Source organism: Rhizobium sp. 05N49 (assembly GCF_056396805.1).
This window is the reverse complement of record NZ_JBFTME010000006.1, coordinates 136,097-151,299: the sequence shown is the minus strand read 5'-3', so window position 1 is coordinate 151,299 and position 15,203 is coordinate 136,097. Positions and strand designations below refer to the sequence as shown.

Annotated in this window: 14 protein-coding genes and 1 pseudogene; 10 read left to right on the top strand and 5 right to left on the bottom strand. The window is 61.4% G+C overall.

Features of this window, described 5'->3' with window-relative positions:
* Positions 1-61 precede the first annotated feature (61 nt).
* Positions 62-3,448: a hypothetical protein gene (locus AC1DF8_RS14325; protein WP_478153986.1), complete on the bottom strand. Its 3,387-nt coding sequence runs from the start codon at positions 3,446-3,448 to the stop codon at positions 62-64.
* 117 nt (positions 3,449-3,565) lie between these two features.
* On the opposite strand from AC1DF8_RS14325, the gene AC1DF8_RS14320 reads away from it, so the two are divergent.
* From AC1DF8_RS14320 to AC1DF8_RS14300, 5 genes and pseudogenes are all read left to right on the top strand, one after another.
* A complete protein-coding gene (locus AC1DF8_RS14320; RefSeq protein ID WP_112547723.1) occupies positions 3,566-4,039 on the top strand; it encodes a peroxiredoxin in 474 nt (157 codons plus the stop codon).
* Positions 4,036-4,853, top strand: a pseudogene (locus AC1DF8_RS14315) (ferritin-like domain-containing protein). Before AC1DF8_RS14320 ends, AC1DF8_RS14315 begins: the two are co-directional and overlap by 4 nt.
* 106 nt (positions 4,854-4,959) lie before the next feature.
* On the top strand, positions 4,960-6,279 hold the full coding sequence (locus AC1DF8_RS14310) for a peptidoglycan DD-metalloendopeptidase family protein (protein WP_478153985.1): 1,320 nt from the start codon (positions 4,960-4,962) through the stop codon (positions 6,277-6,279).
* 97 nt (positions 6,280-6,376) lie between these two features.
* Positions 6,377-7,924: a DEAD/DEAH box helicase gene (locus AC1DF8_RS14305; RefSeq protein WP_478153984.1), complete on the top strand. Its 1,548-nt coding sequence runs from the start codon at positions 6,377-6,379 to the stop codon at positions 7,922-7,924.
* Between the two features lie 8 nt (positions 7,925-7,932).
* Positions 7,933-8,355, top strand: a complete 423-nt coding sequence (locus AC1DF8_RS14300) for an NUDIX domain-containing protein (RefSeq protein ID WP_183884813.1) — start codon at positions 7,933-7,935, stop codon at positions 8,353-8,355.
* Here AC1DF8_RS14300 and AC1DF8_RS14295 read toward each other — a convergent pair whose 3' ends face one another.
* A complete protein-coding gene (locus tag AC1DF8_RS14295; protein WP_478153983.1) occupies positions 8,356-8,673 on the bottom strand; it encodes a TfoX/Sxy family protein in 318 nt (105 codons plus the stop codon).
* Positions 8,674-8,683: 10 nt separating this feature from the next.
* On the bottom strand, positions 8,684-9,178 hold the full coding sequence (locus tag AC1DF8_RS14290; protein WP_112547729.1) for a flavin reductase: 495 nt from the start codon (positions 9,176-9,178) through the stop codon (positions 8,684-8,686).
* Positions 9,179-9,350: 172 nt separating this feature from the next.
* Between AC1DF8_RS14290 and AC1DF8_RS14285 the strand changes: the two genes are divergently transcribed.
* The 5 genes from AC1DF8_RS14285 to purB all read left to right on the top strand — a co-directional run bounded on the left by AC1DF8_RS14285 (position 9,351) and on the right by purB (position 13,758).
* A complete protein-coding gene (locus AC1DF8_RS14285) occupies positions 9,351-10,433 on the top strand; it encodes an ABC transporter substrate-binding protein (protein ID WP_478153982.1) in 1,083 nt (360 codons plus the stop codon).
* A 61-nt stretch (positions 10,434-10,494) separates the two neighbouring features.
* On the top strand, positions 10,495-11,172 hold the full coding sequence (rpe, locus tag AC1DF8_RS14280; protein ID WP_478153981.1) for a ribulose-phosphate 3-epimerase: 678 nt from the start codon (positions 10,495-10,497) through the stop codon (positions 11,170-11,172).
* Positions 11,172-11,900 (top strand): DUF2259 domain-containing protein, encoded by a 729-nt coding sequence (locus tag AC1DF8_RS14275; RefSeq protein WP_113117021.1) that lies wholly within the window; start codon positions 11,172-11,174, stop codon positions 11,898-11,900. Before rpe ends, AC1DF8_RS14275 begins: the two co-directional genes overlap by 1 nt.
* Positions 11,901-11,902: 2 nt before the next feature.
* Positions 11,903-12,388, top strand: coding sequence for a hypothetical protein (locus tag AC1DF8_RS14270; protein ID WP_184404054.1), 486 nt, complete (start codon positions 11,903-11,905; stop codon positions 12,386-12,388).
* Between the two features lie 62 nt (positions 12,389-12,450).
* Entirely contained in the window at positions 12,451-13,758 is a 1,308-nt protein-coding gene (purB, locus tag AC1DF8_RS14265) for an adenylosuccinate lyase (RefSeq protein ID WP_113117020.1), read from the top strand.
* Between the two features lie 45 nt (positions 13,759-13,803).
* On the opposite strand, the gene AC1DF8_RS14260 is transcribed toward purB, so the two are convergent.
* Positions 13,804-14,271: a low affinity iron permease family protein gene (locus tag AC1DF8_RS14260; protein WP_113202576.1), complete on the bottom strand. Its 468-nt coding sequence runs from the start codon at positions 14,269-14,271 to the stop codon at positions 13,804-13,806.
* 118 nt (positions 14,272-14,389) lie between these two features.
* A complete protein-coding gene (locus AC1DF8_RS14255; protein ID WP_112547736.1) occupies positions 14,390-15,193 on the bottom strand; it encodes a DUF2189 domain-containing protein in 804 nt (267 codons plus the stop codon).
* Between the last annotated feature and the right edge of the window lie 10 nt (positions 15,194-15,203).

Below are 15,203 nucleotides of genomic sequence, written 5' to 3'. Positions count from 1 at the left end.
CATGACGGCGGGTAGATTTTCTCCGTCATGACACTATCAGGCAGCGCTGGTCCCCAGCGGATTACTGGAATTCGAAGATCTGACGGAAGACGCCGGGCGCGATCACCGAGAGCGGATTGATCTGCAGGTTCGGCTGATCGAATTTTCCGGTCAGCTTGAAGGTGATGCCGATCAGGCCGCGGTCCGAACCATTGCCGAGGATGACGCCGATCAGCGGCAATTCGGCGAAAAGCCGGTTAAGACCGTAAGCCGGCATGAAAGTGCCGGTCATGTCCATATTGCCCTTCCGGTCGCGCACCATTCCCTGGAACGTGGCGCCGATCTGATCGCCGCGCAGCACGCCGTTTTCGATGGAGATCGTCCCCCCGCGTGAGACGACACGGGCAAAGCCACGCTGGAAGCGCTGCGAGGAGGTATCGATGTCCCGCTTCACGGCTTCGCTGAGACTGCGCTGGTCCGATCCGACCGGTGTGGAGACGATCGACCGCAGGCGTTGTTCGTTGACGATCGAGAAGCGGCGCACGTCGACCGATCCATCCCAGCCGCTACCTGCGCTGAGGCGGATAGCCAGGTTGAGAAGCCCGCCCTGCATATGCTGGTAAAGATCAGCAAAGCGTGACACGGAGCCGGCATCGCCGCTGGTGATGTTGATGACGCCGCCACCCTGCATCCGGCTGACGACCGCCTCGCCGCTGTCGGTGATGCCGGAGAAATTCAGCGATTGCAGCCGGCTGCCGCTCAGGGCGATCTGTGCCTGGAAATTGCCGATCTTCTCGTCATTGAAGCCGATGATGTTCTGCAGCTTTGCCCGCACGCTTACGCTGGTGTCGTCGCTGCCACTACTGTCCGAATCCGATTTCAGCCTGGCGATGATTGGTCGCGCATCGGCGCTGGCGCCGGCTATCGAAATATCGAAGCCGCCTTTGCTGCGCTTCAGTGACAAGCCGAAATCATCGACAGACGACAGCTTCACACTATCGAAATCTGCCGATATCAGGCCGCTCTTGCCGATCATGAGTGCTCCGGTCGCCCCGAAGCCATCTCCCTTCAGGCGGAAATTCTTGACCTGCGTATTGTCAGGCGGGCCTGAAACCTCGAATTCGGCATTGGCAGGAATACCGACACCCTTCGACCAGCCGATCCAGGGAAGATCGAGCGATGCTTTGCCGAGGTCGAGCTGCACGTCCTGCCGGTTTTCGTCCAGTCGTGTCAGCACCAGTTTGACGCTGCCGCCAAGGATACTGGACAGGCCAGGCAGCAGCCTGTCGCGCTGGTCGCCGTTGAGTGTTGCCGAAATCACGCGCTGCGGCTCGATGCCGGAAGATTTGTCGACGGGCTCCAGCATGTCGATATCGGCGGAGACGCCATCGATGTCGGCGTTGCCTTTGACCTTTATCTGCTGCGGATCGGCATCGAGCGTGCCGTCGAGATCGGTGATCATGCGCCCCGAAAATGGCTTGGCAAGCGCGACATCGGTGAGCTTCATCTGTGCCTGCCATTCGGGCGGCGGCGGGTTCTGCGAGGACAGAAGTCCGAAATGCGCCTTCACATGCGCGTCAATATTGCCCTTGAGGTCGTCAGGCACGAAGCCCGCGCGCTGCAATACCTTGATCGGCTTGTAGGTCAGAAGCTCGCCGACCGCATCCGCTGAACCTGAGACGGAAATGTCGGCGTCCGCCATCAATGGCTTGTCGTAGGTCGATGGCAGCACGAAGGTGCTCGGCTGCAGCGTCACGGAACGCCCCGACGGAAAATAGGAGGTGCCGCTCTTGAGGGAGATGGTCGCCCGCCCGCCCGACAGGTCGAAATGCGCCGCGGTATCGCGCACCGGAGGTATCTCGCCTGCGACATTCAGGCGAGTCCCGTCGATGTCGAAAGCGATGCGGAGCTGATTTTCGTCGAGCCGCAGCCCACGGCCTTCTGCCGCCTCGTCCAGGCGCCCTGGCGGGATGTAGACGGAAATGGAGGCATCGGTCACCAGGCCGCCGAAGAGGTTTGCCAGTACCCACACCCGCGCTTTGGACGCCATCCAGAAGGGCCAGAGCTGCTTGATCGCGGTCGTTTGCATCTGCTGCGATTGCCCGGCAAAGCTGATCTCCGGTGATTTCTCGTTCAGCCGGATATGCAGAGCCCCATAGAGGGAGCCAAGCGGCGAGGAAGCCACCATATTCGTGAACTGGAATTCGCGGCCGGCGACGAGATAGCGTCCGGTCGCCTGCAGATCGAAGGACAGCGGCTGCTCGCCGGAATTGGGTGCTGCCGTGCCGCCGCTGATCAGCGCGTCGATGCCGAACCCCTTGCCCGCATTCGGATCGAGCTTGTCGAGATCGATGACCGCGCCGCTGATTGGCAGCACTGTCGGCCCGAGATGGAGCTGCGATTTGGCAATCTCCAATGTCTGCTTGTCGAAGTCATAGGCCAGATTGACTTGCCCATCCGTCAGCTGCTGAGAATCGCCGTCGACATAGATAAGGCCCGGATCGAGCTTGAGAGCGGCATTGAGAAGCGGCTTGGCGCCGTCGGCTGCCCTGACCGCGGAAATCGTGAGATCGCCGAAGGTGTTGAGCCCCTGGCGGATCTCGCCCTGTTCATTGCGCCTCAGCGTAAACGGCGTCAGGTCGCCGTGTGATAATGTGGCGATGAGCCGGGTTGCGTGCCCGCCCGCCTGCTCCGTGATTACATTGAGATCGGCCGTCTCGCCGTTGATGGAAATCTGGCCGCTCAGCTGCAGCGAGTTCGGCCCGGCATGTTCGAAGGCGAGATTGTCGATGACGAGCGAAAGCGGCCCGTTTGCCGTATCCGCAAGCTTGATATCGATCCCGGAGAAGCGCACGGAATCGGTGGCCCCGCGTTCGATGAAGTTCTCGAACAGGTCGAGATGGGAAAAGATCGTCTCCATTGCCGCCGGGATGGCATCGACGCGCAGATCGTCAAGCTTGATGGGAGCGCTGGATGGAAGCAGTGAGGTGTCGAGGGCGATATCGTCGGCTTCCACCGATGATATGGCGATGCGGCCGCGGAAGAGTTGCAGCGGATCGAGCGCCATGCGCATGGAAGCTGTGGTCGAAAGATGCTGACCGCTCTGCTGGTCGATCATGTTGACGTCCCGCGCTTCGAGCGCCAGCCGCATGCCGGAGGTGAAGCGGATGACGGTGGAACCGACCTCGGCGCGGTATCGCGGCCCGAGCGCACTGTTCAGCGCCGACTGCGCCTGCTGCGACAGGGGCGCGTCGATGATCCCGCTTTCGATGGTAAAGACGATCGCCGCCAGGATGAGCAGGATGACTGCGCAGAAACCGCCGGTAGCCTTCGCCGTGCCGCGCATGCGGGAGCGCGGGGGCGGGCAATGCACGATGAGAGGATCCTGCACCTGCGCTGAAGGCAGGTTGTGCAAGGCGACGATGTCCTTCTTTCGGAACGTGACCTTTTCGCCGCGGATGGCTGACATGCGCCTTGGGAAACTCCTGAGTTTGGTTTGAATCACTCTGTGCGGGACGCCGTTTCGTCCACTATATACCGGTTCGATATAGTATCTCTCCTAAACCCGGCAAAAGAAAGTTTTGAGATGTCCGCACCCGGTATTGGCTCCCGTGCTCCCGATTTCAGCCTCCCGCGCGACGGCGGCGGGCATATTTCGCTCTCCGATTATCATGGCAAGCCGGTGGTGCTTTTCTTCTACCCCAAGGACGACACGACGGGCTGCACGACGGAATCTCTGGATTTTACCGCACTTGCAGATGAGTTTGCAGCCGCCGGAGCTGCCATCGTCGGCATGTCGCCCGATTCGGCCGCCTGCCACGACCGCTTCATCAAGAAGCACAAGCTGACGGTGGCACTCGCATCGGACGAGGATAAGACGGTGCTGCAGGCCTATGGCGTGTGGAAGGAAAAGAAGATGTATGGCCGCACCTTCATGGGCGTCGAACGTACCACGTTCCTGATCCGTAGGGACGGCACCATCGCCACCATCTGGCAGAAGGTGAAGGTCGCGGGGCACGCCGAAACGGTGCTGGCAGCCGTCAGGAACCTCGCTGCGTGACGGCGATCACCTCGGTGCGCGGTGGCGCGATCGATGCAATCCGTTCGGCAGATCTCGACCGCAAGACGGAACTGGCGCAGGAAAGCGCCAACAGGTGGTTCGCCCGGCGCATCTCGCTGCGCTCGCCGCTGGATGCACCGCTGCCCGAGCGCCCCGGCAGGCCGGAAAAGCCTCTGCTGGTGCCGCCGACCCAGGTCGAGAAGCGTTCGCTGCATACCGTGCCTGGCCGTATCGCCCTGCTCCACGCGATTGCCCATATCGAGCTCAATGCGGTCGACCTGGCACTCGACATCGTGGCGCGATTTGCCTCGGCGCATGTGCCGAACTCTTTCTTCGACGGCTGGATGCAGGTTGCCTTCGAAGAGGCCAAGCACTTCCGCATGGTGCGCAAGCGACTCAATGATCTCGGCGCCGACTATGGCGATCTGCCCGCCCACGATGGCCTCTGGCAGGCAGCGCACTCGACCCGCAACGATCTCACCGCCCGCCTTGCCGTCGTGCCGCTGATTCTCGAGGCGCGCGGACTGGAGTTACGCCTGCCCTGCAGGCCAAGATGCGCGAAACCGGCGATCTCGAAAGCGCGGCGGTACTCGACGTCATCTACAATGACGAGAAGGGCCATGTCGCCGTCGGCGCCAAATGGTTCCGCTTCCTCTGCGCCCGCGAAAAGCGTGATCCTGCAAGGACGTTTCAGGAATTGGTGCGTGCCAATTTCCGCGGTCCGCTGAAGGCGCCGTTCAATGATGTGGCGCGCGCCGAAGCCGGGTTGACGCCCTCCTTCTACAGGGCACTGACCTCGACCAGCCAGAGCTGATTGGTAAGCTCTGGCTTGCTGACGTAAACCGGCTGTTAACCATAAAAGTATGTAATCATCTCCCAATGGGGCAGGCGCTAAAAAGCGAATCTTCGGGGGATCCTCGGTGACGAACGGACATCACAGTCGGGTATTCGGCAAGAGGGCGCAGGAACATGTCCTTATTCTTGCGAGTGGCGACAAGGTGCGTCACATGACGGTCAAACCCTGGATGGCGGCATTGGCTTTCTGCTTTGTCGGGGTCTTTTCGATCGGCTATCTGCTCGCCACCTCCTACCTCGTGCTGCGCGACGATCTGATCGGCGCGACCATGGCCCGCCAGGCCCGTATGCAGCACGACTATGAGGATCGCATCGCGGCGCTGCGTGCCCAGGTCGATCGCATCACCTCCCGCCAGCTTCTCGATCAGCAGGTCGTCGAGGACAAGGTCGACAAGCTGATGGAGCAGCAGATGGCGCTGACCTCACGCCACGGAAAGCTCGACAACCTGCTCGACCGCGCCGAAAGCTCCGGTCTGACGAGCAAGGATGCTCCGGTGACCGATATCCCGGCGCAGTCCTATGCGCCCGACATCAAGGACAAACGTGCGTCGCTGACCGGCGGCGCGCAGGCAATTGAAAAGATGCTGGCAGGCGACGGCAAACCGGCCGACGCCGAAACCCCCGACAATTCCACCCTTGCCTATGTTCCCGCAGAAGAAACCGTCGGCGATCGCGCCGACCGCATCTTTTCGAAGGTCACGCTCTCGCTGAAGACCGTTGAGCAGGATCAGAAGAGCCGCATCGACCAGCTGACGAGCGACGCCGGCAACGCCACCAATACGATCGAAGGCGTGCTGGACCGCTTCCATATCGCCGTTCCGGCCGAGACGATCGCCGCCAAGGAAGACGAAGACGCAGTTGGTGGCCCATATGTGGAGCCCGAAAGCAACGACGATTTCAACAATTCGCTGATCCAGCTCGACGGCGCGCTGACGCGTCTGGAAGCCGTGCGCAGCACCGCGGAATCCCTGCCCTTCCGCAATCCGGCCATCGGCAAGGAAGTCACCAGCCCCTTCGGCAACCGGCGCGATCCCTTCCTCGGCCGGCTTGCGCTTCATTCCGGCATCGACTTCCGCTTCTCGCCGGGGGAAAGGATCCGCCCGACCGCGCCGGGCAAGGTGATTGCAGCCGGCTGGACCGGAGGCTACGGCAACATGGTCGAGGTCGATCATGGCAACGGCATTTCGACGCGCTACGGCCATATGTCGGAAATTCTGGTCAAGGTCGGCGATACGGTTGGCCGCAACAATGTCATCGGGCTTGCCGGCAGCACGGGCCGTTCAACGGGTACGCACCTGCATTATGAGGTGCGCCAGGATGGACATGCGGTTGATCCGATCTATTTCATGAATGCCGGCCTTAAACTTGCCACTTATATAAAATAGCCGGTCGCGGTAACGAATGCTTCACCTCGCTACCTGGGGTGGAGACGCTATTCCTTGACTTGCCGGCCGTTTCGGAATATGTCGCCCACATTGCGGCATGCAATCCTGCCGACTCGCCAGAGACCGGCCGAACGAAACGGAAACAGTTTTCCCTTTGACGACATTTGCTGAACTTGGTTTGAGCCCCAAAGTGCTCTCCGCTGTTACCGATGCGGGCTACACGATCCCCACTCCCATTCAGGCCGGGGCAATTCCCTTCGCGCTGGAGCGCCGCGATATCTGCGGTATCGCGCAGACCGGCACCGGCAAGACGGCTTCCTTCGTTCTTCCCATGTTGTCGCTTTTGGAAAAAGGCCGTGCCCGCGCCCGCATGCCCCGGACCCTTATCCTGGAGCCGACCCGCGAACTGGCCGCCCAGGTTGCCGAAAATTTCGAAAAATACGGTAAGAACCACCGCCTCAACGTCGCCCTCCTCATCGGCGGCGTTTCCTTTGAAGATCAGGACCGCAAGCTGGAGCGCGGCGCGGACGTGCTGATCTGCACCCCCGGCCGCCTTCTCGACCATTTCGAGCGCGGCAAGCTCCTGATGAGCGGTGTTGAAATTCTCGTCATCGATGAAGCCGACCGCATGCTCGACATGGGCTTCATTCCCGATATCGAACGCATCGCCAAGCTGATCCCCTTCACCCGCCAGACGCTCTTCTTCTCGGCCACCATGCCGCCGGAAATCCAGAAGCTCGCGGACCGCTTCCTGCAGAATCCGGAGCGTATCGAGGTCTCCAAGCCGGCCTCGGCATCGAGCACGATCACGCAGCGCTTCGTCGCCTCGCACGACAAGGATTACGAGAAGCGCGCCGTCCTGCGCGATCTCATCCGCGCTCAGGAAGATCTCAAGAATGCGATCATCTTCTGCAACCGCAAGAAGGATGTCGCCGAACTCTTCCGTTCGCTGGACCGCCACGGCTTCTCCGTCGGCGCCCTGCACGGCGACATGGACCAGCGCTCGCGCATGACCATGCTTTCCAATTTCAAGGACGGCAACATCAAGCTGCTCGTTGCCTCCGACGTCGCCGCCCGCGGCCTCGATATTCCCGATGTCAGCCACGTCTTCAATTTCGACGTGCCGATTCACTCCGAAGACTATGTTCACCGCATTGGCCGTACCGGCCGCGCCGGTCGTTCAGGGGCCTCCTTCACCATCGTCACGCGCCGCGACCAGAAACATGCCGACGCGATCGAAAAGCTGATCGGCGAGAAGGTCGAATGGCTGAGCGGCGATCTCGCCGCCCTGCCGCCGGCCGAAGAGAGCCGCGACGGCGAGCGCTCTCCCCGTCGCGGCAAGGGCCGTGAGCGGGATAAGGATCGTGGCCGCGAGCGCCGGTCTTCGGGTCATAAATCTGATATCAACGCCGAAGATAATGGTGGCGAAGTCGTGGAAGCAGCAGCAAAGGCCGACAGCGTGAAGAACGAGCGCAAAGCAGAACAGAAGCCGCAGAACAATGCGCGCGGCGGTCGGCCCTATCCGGCAAACGACGACAATCGCGAGCGTCGCCGTCACCGTGATCATGACGATGGCCCCACACCGGTCGGGTTCGGCGACGACATTCCTGCCTTCATGCTGATCGCGGCCAACGCCAAGATCTGAGACCCTCAATGGGCAAGCCCGGCATTGATTTCCCAGGCCTCGGTGTAGGCCTGGTGATTTTGCGCGACGGCAAGATCCTTCTCTACAAGCGCGTGAATCCGCCTGAAGCTGGCTACTGGAATATCGTCGGCGGCAAGGTCGACCATATGGAGCCCGCTGAGGAAGCCGCGCGCCGCGAAGCCGAAGAAGAAACGGGCCTCACAATCGGCCGCGTCGAGCGGATCGGCTCTACCGAGCAGATCATCGATGCCGACCGCCAGCACTGGATTTCCCTTCTCTATATCGCCCGCGAAGTAACGGGTGAACCGCAACTGACGGAACCGGACAAGCTGTCGGATTTTGGCTGGTTCGGTCTTGCCGACCTGCCGGAGCCGCTATCGGCTTTCACGAAGGCCGCGATATCGGCTCTTCCGGCCGGCGAATTGCGCTGATCATTCGGCCCGCAGTGCGGCCTCATAGGCAAGCCGCACCCAGCGCGCCATGACATCTGGGTCGTCATAGGCTTCGTCGGGGATGCTCCAATAGGGCATTTTCACCGGAGCGCCCTTTTTGCCCTCGTAGAACCATTGGCTGGCACCTGCCGCGGCAAATTCCGGCGCGCTCTCTTCATCCGCCTTCAGCAGGATTTCGTCGCGCACCTCGAGCGCCAGGATACGGCCGAGATGGTAGATGCCMTTGCCGCCGAACATGCGCTTGATGGTGACGGGTCCAAGCGACTGAAACATTTCCTCGATGCCGGCATTGTCCATCGCTTCAGACCTATACCGAGTGATAGCCGCGGTTCAGATAAAGCAGCGCCGGATGTATTTCGGTAAAGCGCACGGCGGCGACCTCGCCGAAAATGACATTGTGGGTCGGCATTTCCTTGATATCGGTCACCCGGCAATCGAAAACGGCAAGTGCATCGGCAAGGACCGGCGCGCCCGTTACCAGCGTCTCGAAGCGGGCGCTCTGAAAACGCTCGTCGTTTTCGAGCTGCGTGCGGCCCGAAAAGGCATCGGCAACGCCTTCATGGTGGGCGCCGAGCGAGTTCAGCGCGAAGATGCCGCTGCGCCAGAAGATCTCGTTCTTCACATTGGTATTGTTGAGGCAGACGAGAACCGAAGCCGGATTGTCGGAGACCGAGCAGGCGGCCGTGATCGTGACCCCGCGCCGCGCTTCGCCGAGCGCCGTCGTCACCAGCTGCACATGGCCTGCATAGCGGCTCATGGCATCGCGATAGAGGCCGGGATCGATATGCTGCCTGTTCAACACATGCTTCTCCACAATCAGTGTCTTGTTTTTGTTATTTTCCCAATATGGCGGGCATCGGTTACATTTTCTACAATAGCACCCGCCAAAAGCCGCAGAATACGCTTGTTTTTCTTTGACGATTGCCGCCGTGCGGATAAAAGGGCATGGACAAGACGAGAGACCTGCACCTTTCATGATGAGCCTGCGTGTCATAGCCGCCCTTCTGTCGCTCACGGCGTTGACGGCCGAAAGCCGCGCGGCCGGCGTGACGATTGGCGTTGTCGCGCCACAGGACGGCACTTTTGCCTCGCTTGGCGCCCAGATTTTTTCCGGCGCGAATTTCCAGATCCGACAGGCGGGCGATACGGTCGTTCCTGTCCCCGAAACCTGCCAGGACAATAGCGGCCAGGCGGTCGCCGATGCACTGATCGCAGCCAAGGTCCAGGTCGCTATCGGCTTCCTTTGCAGCGAGACGCTGGAAGGCGCCCTGCCGAAGCTGAAGGACGCCAATATTCCCGTCATCACGGTGTCCGTGCGCTCGCGCATTCTGATGGAGGATTCGCTGAAGAACGGCTGGCCCCTCTTCCGTCTGGGCCCGCAGGACAGCGATGAAGCCGCCAAGGTCATCCAGATCATCCTGCAGCAATGGACGGCGTCTCCGATCGCCCTTATCGAAGACGGCACGATCCACGGCCGCGAACTGACGGAAGCCGTGCGCAACGCGCTCGAAGAAAATGGCCTGAAGCCCGTTTTCACCGATACCTACCGGCCGGGACAGGAACAGCAGATCGGCCTCGTGCGCCGCCTGAAGCGGGCCGGTGCCACCAAGGTCTTCATCGGCGGAGACAGAAACGATGTCGCCACCATCGCCCGTGACGCGAAGGCCGAAAACATCGCGCTCGGCATTCTGAGCGGCGATGCGATGCGCGCGGCAAACCAGCCGCTCGCGCTGGCAGATGGCGTGCGTGCCGTCGTCATCCCCGAATATGCGCTTCTGCCGGATGCAGCCGCGGCCGCCGAGGCCCTGCGCGCCGCCGGGACCGAGCCGGAAGGTTATGTCCTGCCGGCCGCAGCCGCAGCGCTGATTGCCGATCAGGCCGTGCAGGCGGCGGTGGCCGAGGGCAAGCCGGTGGCGGAAAAGCTTATCGGGACGCAATTCAATACGCCGATCGGCCCAGTGACCTTCACACCGGCCCATGAGCTGGCGCAAAATCCCTATCGTCTTCTCGAATGGCGCGGCGATGCTTTCGTTCCGCCGACCGACGGGACGGACTGACCTGTTGAAACTTGCCGTGAGGCGGCGCGCCTGCTGACGGTTGAGATGGAGATCCAGACCCATGACGACACTGCCCATCCGCATCGCCCCATCGATCCTAGCGGCAGATTTTGCAAAGCTCGGCGAGGAAGTGCGCAACGTTACCGCGGCCGGCGCCGACTGGATCCATCTCGACGTCATGGATGGCCATTTCGTGCCGAACATTTCCTTCGGCCCCGATGTCATCAAGTCGCTGCGCTCCTACACGGATGCGACCTTCGACTGCCATCTGATGATTTCACCTGCCGACCCCTACCTTGAAGCCTTCGCAAAGGCCGGCTGTGACCGCATCACAGTGCATGCAGAGGCCGGACCACATCTGCATCGCTCGCYGCAGACGATCCGCCATCTCGGCAAGAAGGTCGGCGTCACGCTCAATCCGGCAACGCCGCTCTCTGTGGTCGAGAACGTGCTTGACGATGTCGACCTCATTCTCATTATGTCCGTCAACCCCGGTTTCGGCGGCCAGAAATTCATTCCGGCAATGGTAGACAAGATCGCTGCGGCAAAGTCACTCATCGGTGACCGCCCGATCGAGCTTGAGGTGGATGGCGGCGTGACGGTCGATACCGCACCTGCCGTGGCAAAGGCCGGCGGCAATGTGCTCGTCGCCGGATCGGCAATTTTCAAGGGCGGCTCGGTCGAGGCCTATCGCCAGGCCATTACCGCTCTTCGCAACGCGGCTGAGGGGGCTCGCTGATGACGAAGCGCATGTTCATGGGTGGATTTCTTGCCGCCCTGCTGACCGGCATGGCTGCCACGGCCTCAGCCGGCGATATCGCCAATGTGCAGCCCGTCGGCTTTTCCGCCGATGGCAAGGTCTTTGCCTTCCAGGAATTCGGCATGAAGGATGGCAAGGTCCCCTATTCGGATACCTATTTCATCGATACCGACACCGGTGCCGATCTCGAGGGCACGCCCTTCCATCTGGAATTGACGGACAAGGATGCCGATCTGTCCAAGGCCCGCCGCCAGAACCTGACGGCAGCACGCCAGCAGATGGACAAATACGACCTTCTGACCAATCCGGGCCTGATCGCCGCCTTCAACCCGCCGACCGAGCTCGGCTCGCCGATGAAGACGATCCGCTATACGACGCTTGCAACCGACGGTCCTGCGCGTGGAGCCTATACGCTGCTGCTGGGCGATGCCCAGGTCGCGACGCCCGATGCCTGCAAGGGCATGAACCACGTCGTCGGCTTTACGCTGCAGCTCATCGAGAAGGACGGTGCACCGAACCGCCAGCTCGTCCACGAGGACAAGGCTATCCCGGCCGACCGCGGCTGCCCGGTGGAGTACCGCATGGGCGGCGCCCTCGTCTATCAGCCTGAATCGGGCAAGCCCGTCCATATCGCCCTCATCCTGGCGCTGAGTGCATCTCCTGACGGCCGCAACGGCCGCTGGATCGCTGTTCCGGTACACCCCTGAGAATGAACCGTCTGCGGGCGGCGTGGCCGCCCTTATCCGAACTTTTCATCGGCGCCCCGCTCTGGGGCGCCCAGATGCTGGTCTCGGCAATGGCCGGGCTCTACCTGCGCAATGGCATGGAGACGAGCCATGTGCTCGATCTGGCGCTGCTCTATTTCGGCGGCGGCCTGCTTTCCTGGCCCTTCAATCTGATCGCCGGGCGCTACTTCGCGCTCCGTCGAGAGATGGAGACGCGTTTCGCAGCCTTCTTCCTGGCGATGACGACAGGCACGATCCTCATGACGGCCTTTCTCTTCGCCATGGACTACCGGATCTTTTATTCCCGCTGGCATTCGCCGCTCGGTTCCGTCATCTGGATGTTCCAGTTCGTCTTCACCGGTGCAAGTGCCGTCTACCAGTTCCTCGTTCTCGGTCTGGGACTGTTTTTGCCCGTCGGTTTGGTCTGTTTGCTTGCCACCAGCTACGCTCTTGCCAAACGCATGCGTTGAGATTGCCGGCCGTCTTTGCTACAGGGGCCGCAGCTACTGTCACGAAATGAAGGCGCTCGCCCATGATCCCTCGTTATTCCCGGCCCGAGATGGTCGCCATCTGGTCTCCCGAAACCAAGTTCCGCATCTGGTTCGAGATCGAGGCTCATGCCTGTGATGCGCTTGCGGACCTCGGTGTGATCCCGAAATCGGCCGCCGCCACCATCTGGGAAAAAGGTGGCAAGGCGACCTTCGATGTTGCCCGCATCGATGAGATCGAGGCCGTGACCAAGCATGACGTCATCGCCTTCCTCACCCATCTTGCCGAAATCGTCGGCCCCGACGCCCGTTTCGTCCACCAGGGCATGACCTCGTCGGACGTGCTCGACACCACCCTGAACATCCAGCTCGTGCGCGCTGCCGATATACTGCTCGCCGACATGGACCGCGTTCTCGCCGCCCTGAAGGCCCGTGCCTTCGAGCACAAGGATACGATTCGCATCGGCCGCAGCCATGGCATTCACGCCGAGCCGACGACGATGGGCCTCACCTTCGCTCGCTTCTATGCCGAGATGAGCCGCAACCGCGCCCGCCTCGTCGCTGCCCGTGCGGAAATCGCGACCGGCGCCATTTCCGGCGCCGTCGGCACCTTCGCCAACATCGATCCTGTCGTCGAAGAGCATGTCTGTGCCGCCCTCGGCCTCGTTCCGGAGCCGGTCTCCACGCAAGTCATCCCGCGTGACCGCCATGCGATGTTCTTCGCCACGCTCGGCGTCATCGGTTCGTCGATCGAAAATGTGGCGATCGAGATCCGCCACATGCAGCGCACCGAAGTTCTGGAAGCCGAGGAGTTCTTCTCGCCTGGCCAGAAGGGCTCGTCGGCCATGCCGCACAAGCGCAACCCGGTCCTGACCGAAAACCTGACGGGCCTTGCTCGCCTCGTACGCATGTCGGTTGTTCCCGCAATGGAAAACGTGGCGCTCTGGCACGAGCGCGATATCAGCCATTCGAGCGTCGAGCGCGCTATCGGCCCGGATACGACCATCACCCTCGATTTCGCACTCAACCGTCTGGCCGGCGTCATCGAAAAGCTCGTGGTCTATCCCGAGAACATGATGAAGAACCTCGACAAGTTCCGCGGCCTTGTGCATTCGCAGCGCGTTCTCCTGGCGCTGACGCAGGCCGGCACCTCCCGCGAGGATGCCTATCGCCTCGTGCAGCGCAATGCGATGAAGGTCTGGGAACAGGGCAAGGATTTCCTCGAAGAGCTCCTGGCCGACGCCGAAGTGCGTGCCGCGCTCTCCGAGTCGGATCTCCGCGAGAAGTTCGATCTCGGTTATCACACCAAGCATGTCGACACGATCTTCCGCCGCGTTTTTGGCGACGCTTGATCGACACAAGACATGTCATGAGACGGCGCCCGTGAGGCGCCGTTTTCATTTTCGCTTCCGGGATGCAGTTGCCGGTGCAGCGCGCTTCTTTTTCTCCGGCTTGTCGACCGGCGTATCGGCCGGCTCTTCCGATATCTCGCAAATCTCTGTCGCGCCCCGGCCTTTGGCGGCCTTCGCCACTAGGCGGTCGAGATGCTTGAGGTCCTCCTCGTCGAGATTTTCGATGCCGATGAAGCGGTTCTCGGCGTGGCTCGTGAGGATGATTTCGTTGAGCTTCGCCTGGATGGCCCGTGTATCGCGTGTCTGCGCATTCTGCAGCACGAAGACCATCAGGAAGGTAATGATCGTCGTGCCGGTGTTGATCACCAGCTGCCAGGTTTCCGAATAGCCGAAGACAGGGCCGAGGGCAGCCCAGATGATCACCGCGATGAGTGCCAGAATGAAGGTTACCGGCTTGCCCGCCCACTCCGATATCTTCGTCGCGAAGCGGGCGAATGCATGGCGTACAGTCACCTTGAAATCCTCCTTCGAAGTCGGCGCAAAACAAACTCCAGGGAGGGTTCCGAGGTTCCAACCTATGTCGAAAATCCGGGGTATCGCGTGAATTCGCGATCCCCCGGGAATTCTGGCGTCACATGGCTTCGCGGCTGATCAGCTTGCGGTAAAGATGCCAGGTCGCATGGCCGAGGATGGGGATGACGAGTGCAAGGCCGATGAAGAGCGGGATCGTGCCGATGACGAGTGCCACGGCTACGATCAGGCCCCAGAGCAGCACTGGTATCGGATTGATGAAGGTTGCCCGGACCGAGGCGACCATCGCAGCCACCGCCCCGCAATCCCTGTCGAGCAGCATCGGGAAGGTAACGACGGTGATCGCCAGAACGACGAGGGCAAAGCCGAGGCCGACCAGATTGCCCCACAGGATCAGCTGCATGCCTTCCGGCGTACCGAATACCTGCTGAACGAAGAGCGACATGGAGCGCGGGAAGACCTCTCCGAGGAGGTTTGCGTAGATGGTCTGCGCCGTGACCAGCCAGACGGTGAACATCCCAAACAGCAGGAGGCCGACGGCGATGATCGACGGCAGAGCCGGCGAATGGCGCACGTCGAGTGCATGTGTCCAGGAGGAATCGAGCCCGGCCTCGCGCCGGCGGCTGATTTCGTAGAGGCCGATCGCGGCTATTGGCCCGATCAGGACGAAGCCCGACATCAGCGGAAAGATCATCGGTGCGAGATTGGCGCCCGAACTCAGCATCGTCAGGAAGATGCCGGCGATCGGATACATGAGACACAGGAAAACGTAGTGCGAAGGCTTCTCGCGGAAATCCTCGAAACCGAGCCTGAGCGCGTCGAAGACGTCGGCAATGCTGATCCTGTTAACCACGGGCCGTGCGAAGTTCTCACCGGCACCCGTCATGACATGAAATGTCGTCATGGCTTTCTCC

Excerpts from the sequence above, each read along its gene's own strand:
- AC1DF8_RS14325 (WP_478153986.1), bottom strand. The coding sequence starts at position 3,448 with ATGTCAGCCATCCGCGGCGAAAAGGTCACGTTCCGAAAGAAGGACATC.
- AC1DF8_RS14320 (WP_112547723.1), top strand. The coding sequence starts at position 3,566 with ATGTCCGCACCCGGTATTGGCTCCCGTGCTCCCGATTTCAGCCTCCCG.
- AC1DF8_RS14305 (WP_478153984.1), top strand. The coding sequence starts at position 6,377 with ATGCAATCCTGCCGACTCGCCAGAGACCGGCCGAACGAAACGGAAACA.
- AC1DF8_RS14300 (WP_183884813.1), top strand. The coding sequence starts at position 7,933 with ATGGGCAAGCCCGGCATTGATTTCCCAGGCCTCGGTGTAGGCCTGGTG.
- AC1DF8_RS14285 (WP_478153982.1), top strand. The coding sequence starts at position 9,351 with ATGATGAGCCTGCGTGTCATAGCCGCCCTTCTGTCGCTCACGGCGTTG.
- AC1DF8_RS14275 (WP_113117021.1), top strand. The coding sequence starts at position 11,172 with ATGACGAAGCGCATGTTCATGGGTGGATTTCTTGCCGCCCTGCTGACC.
- AC1DF8_RS14270 (WP_184404054.1), top strand. The coding sequence starts at position 11,903 with ATGAACCGTCTGCGGGCGGCGTGGCCGCCCTTATCCGAACTTTTCATC.
- purB (WP_113117020.1), top strand. The coding sequence starts at position 12,451 with ATGATCCCTCGTTATTCCCGGCCCGAGATGGTCGCCATCTGGTCTCCC.
- AC1DF8_RS14255 (WP_112547736.1), bottom strand. The coding sequence starts at position 15,193 with ATGACGACATTTCATGTCATGACGGGTGCCGGTGAGAACTTCGCACGG.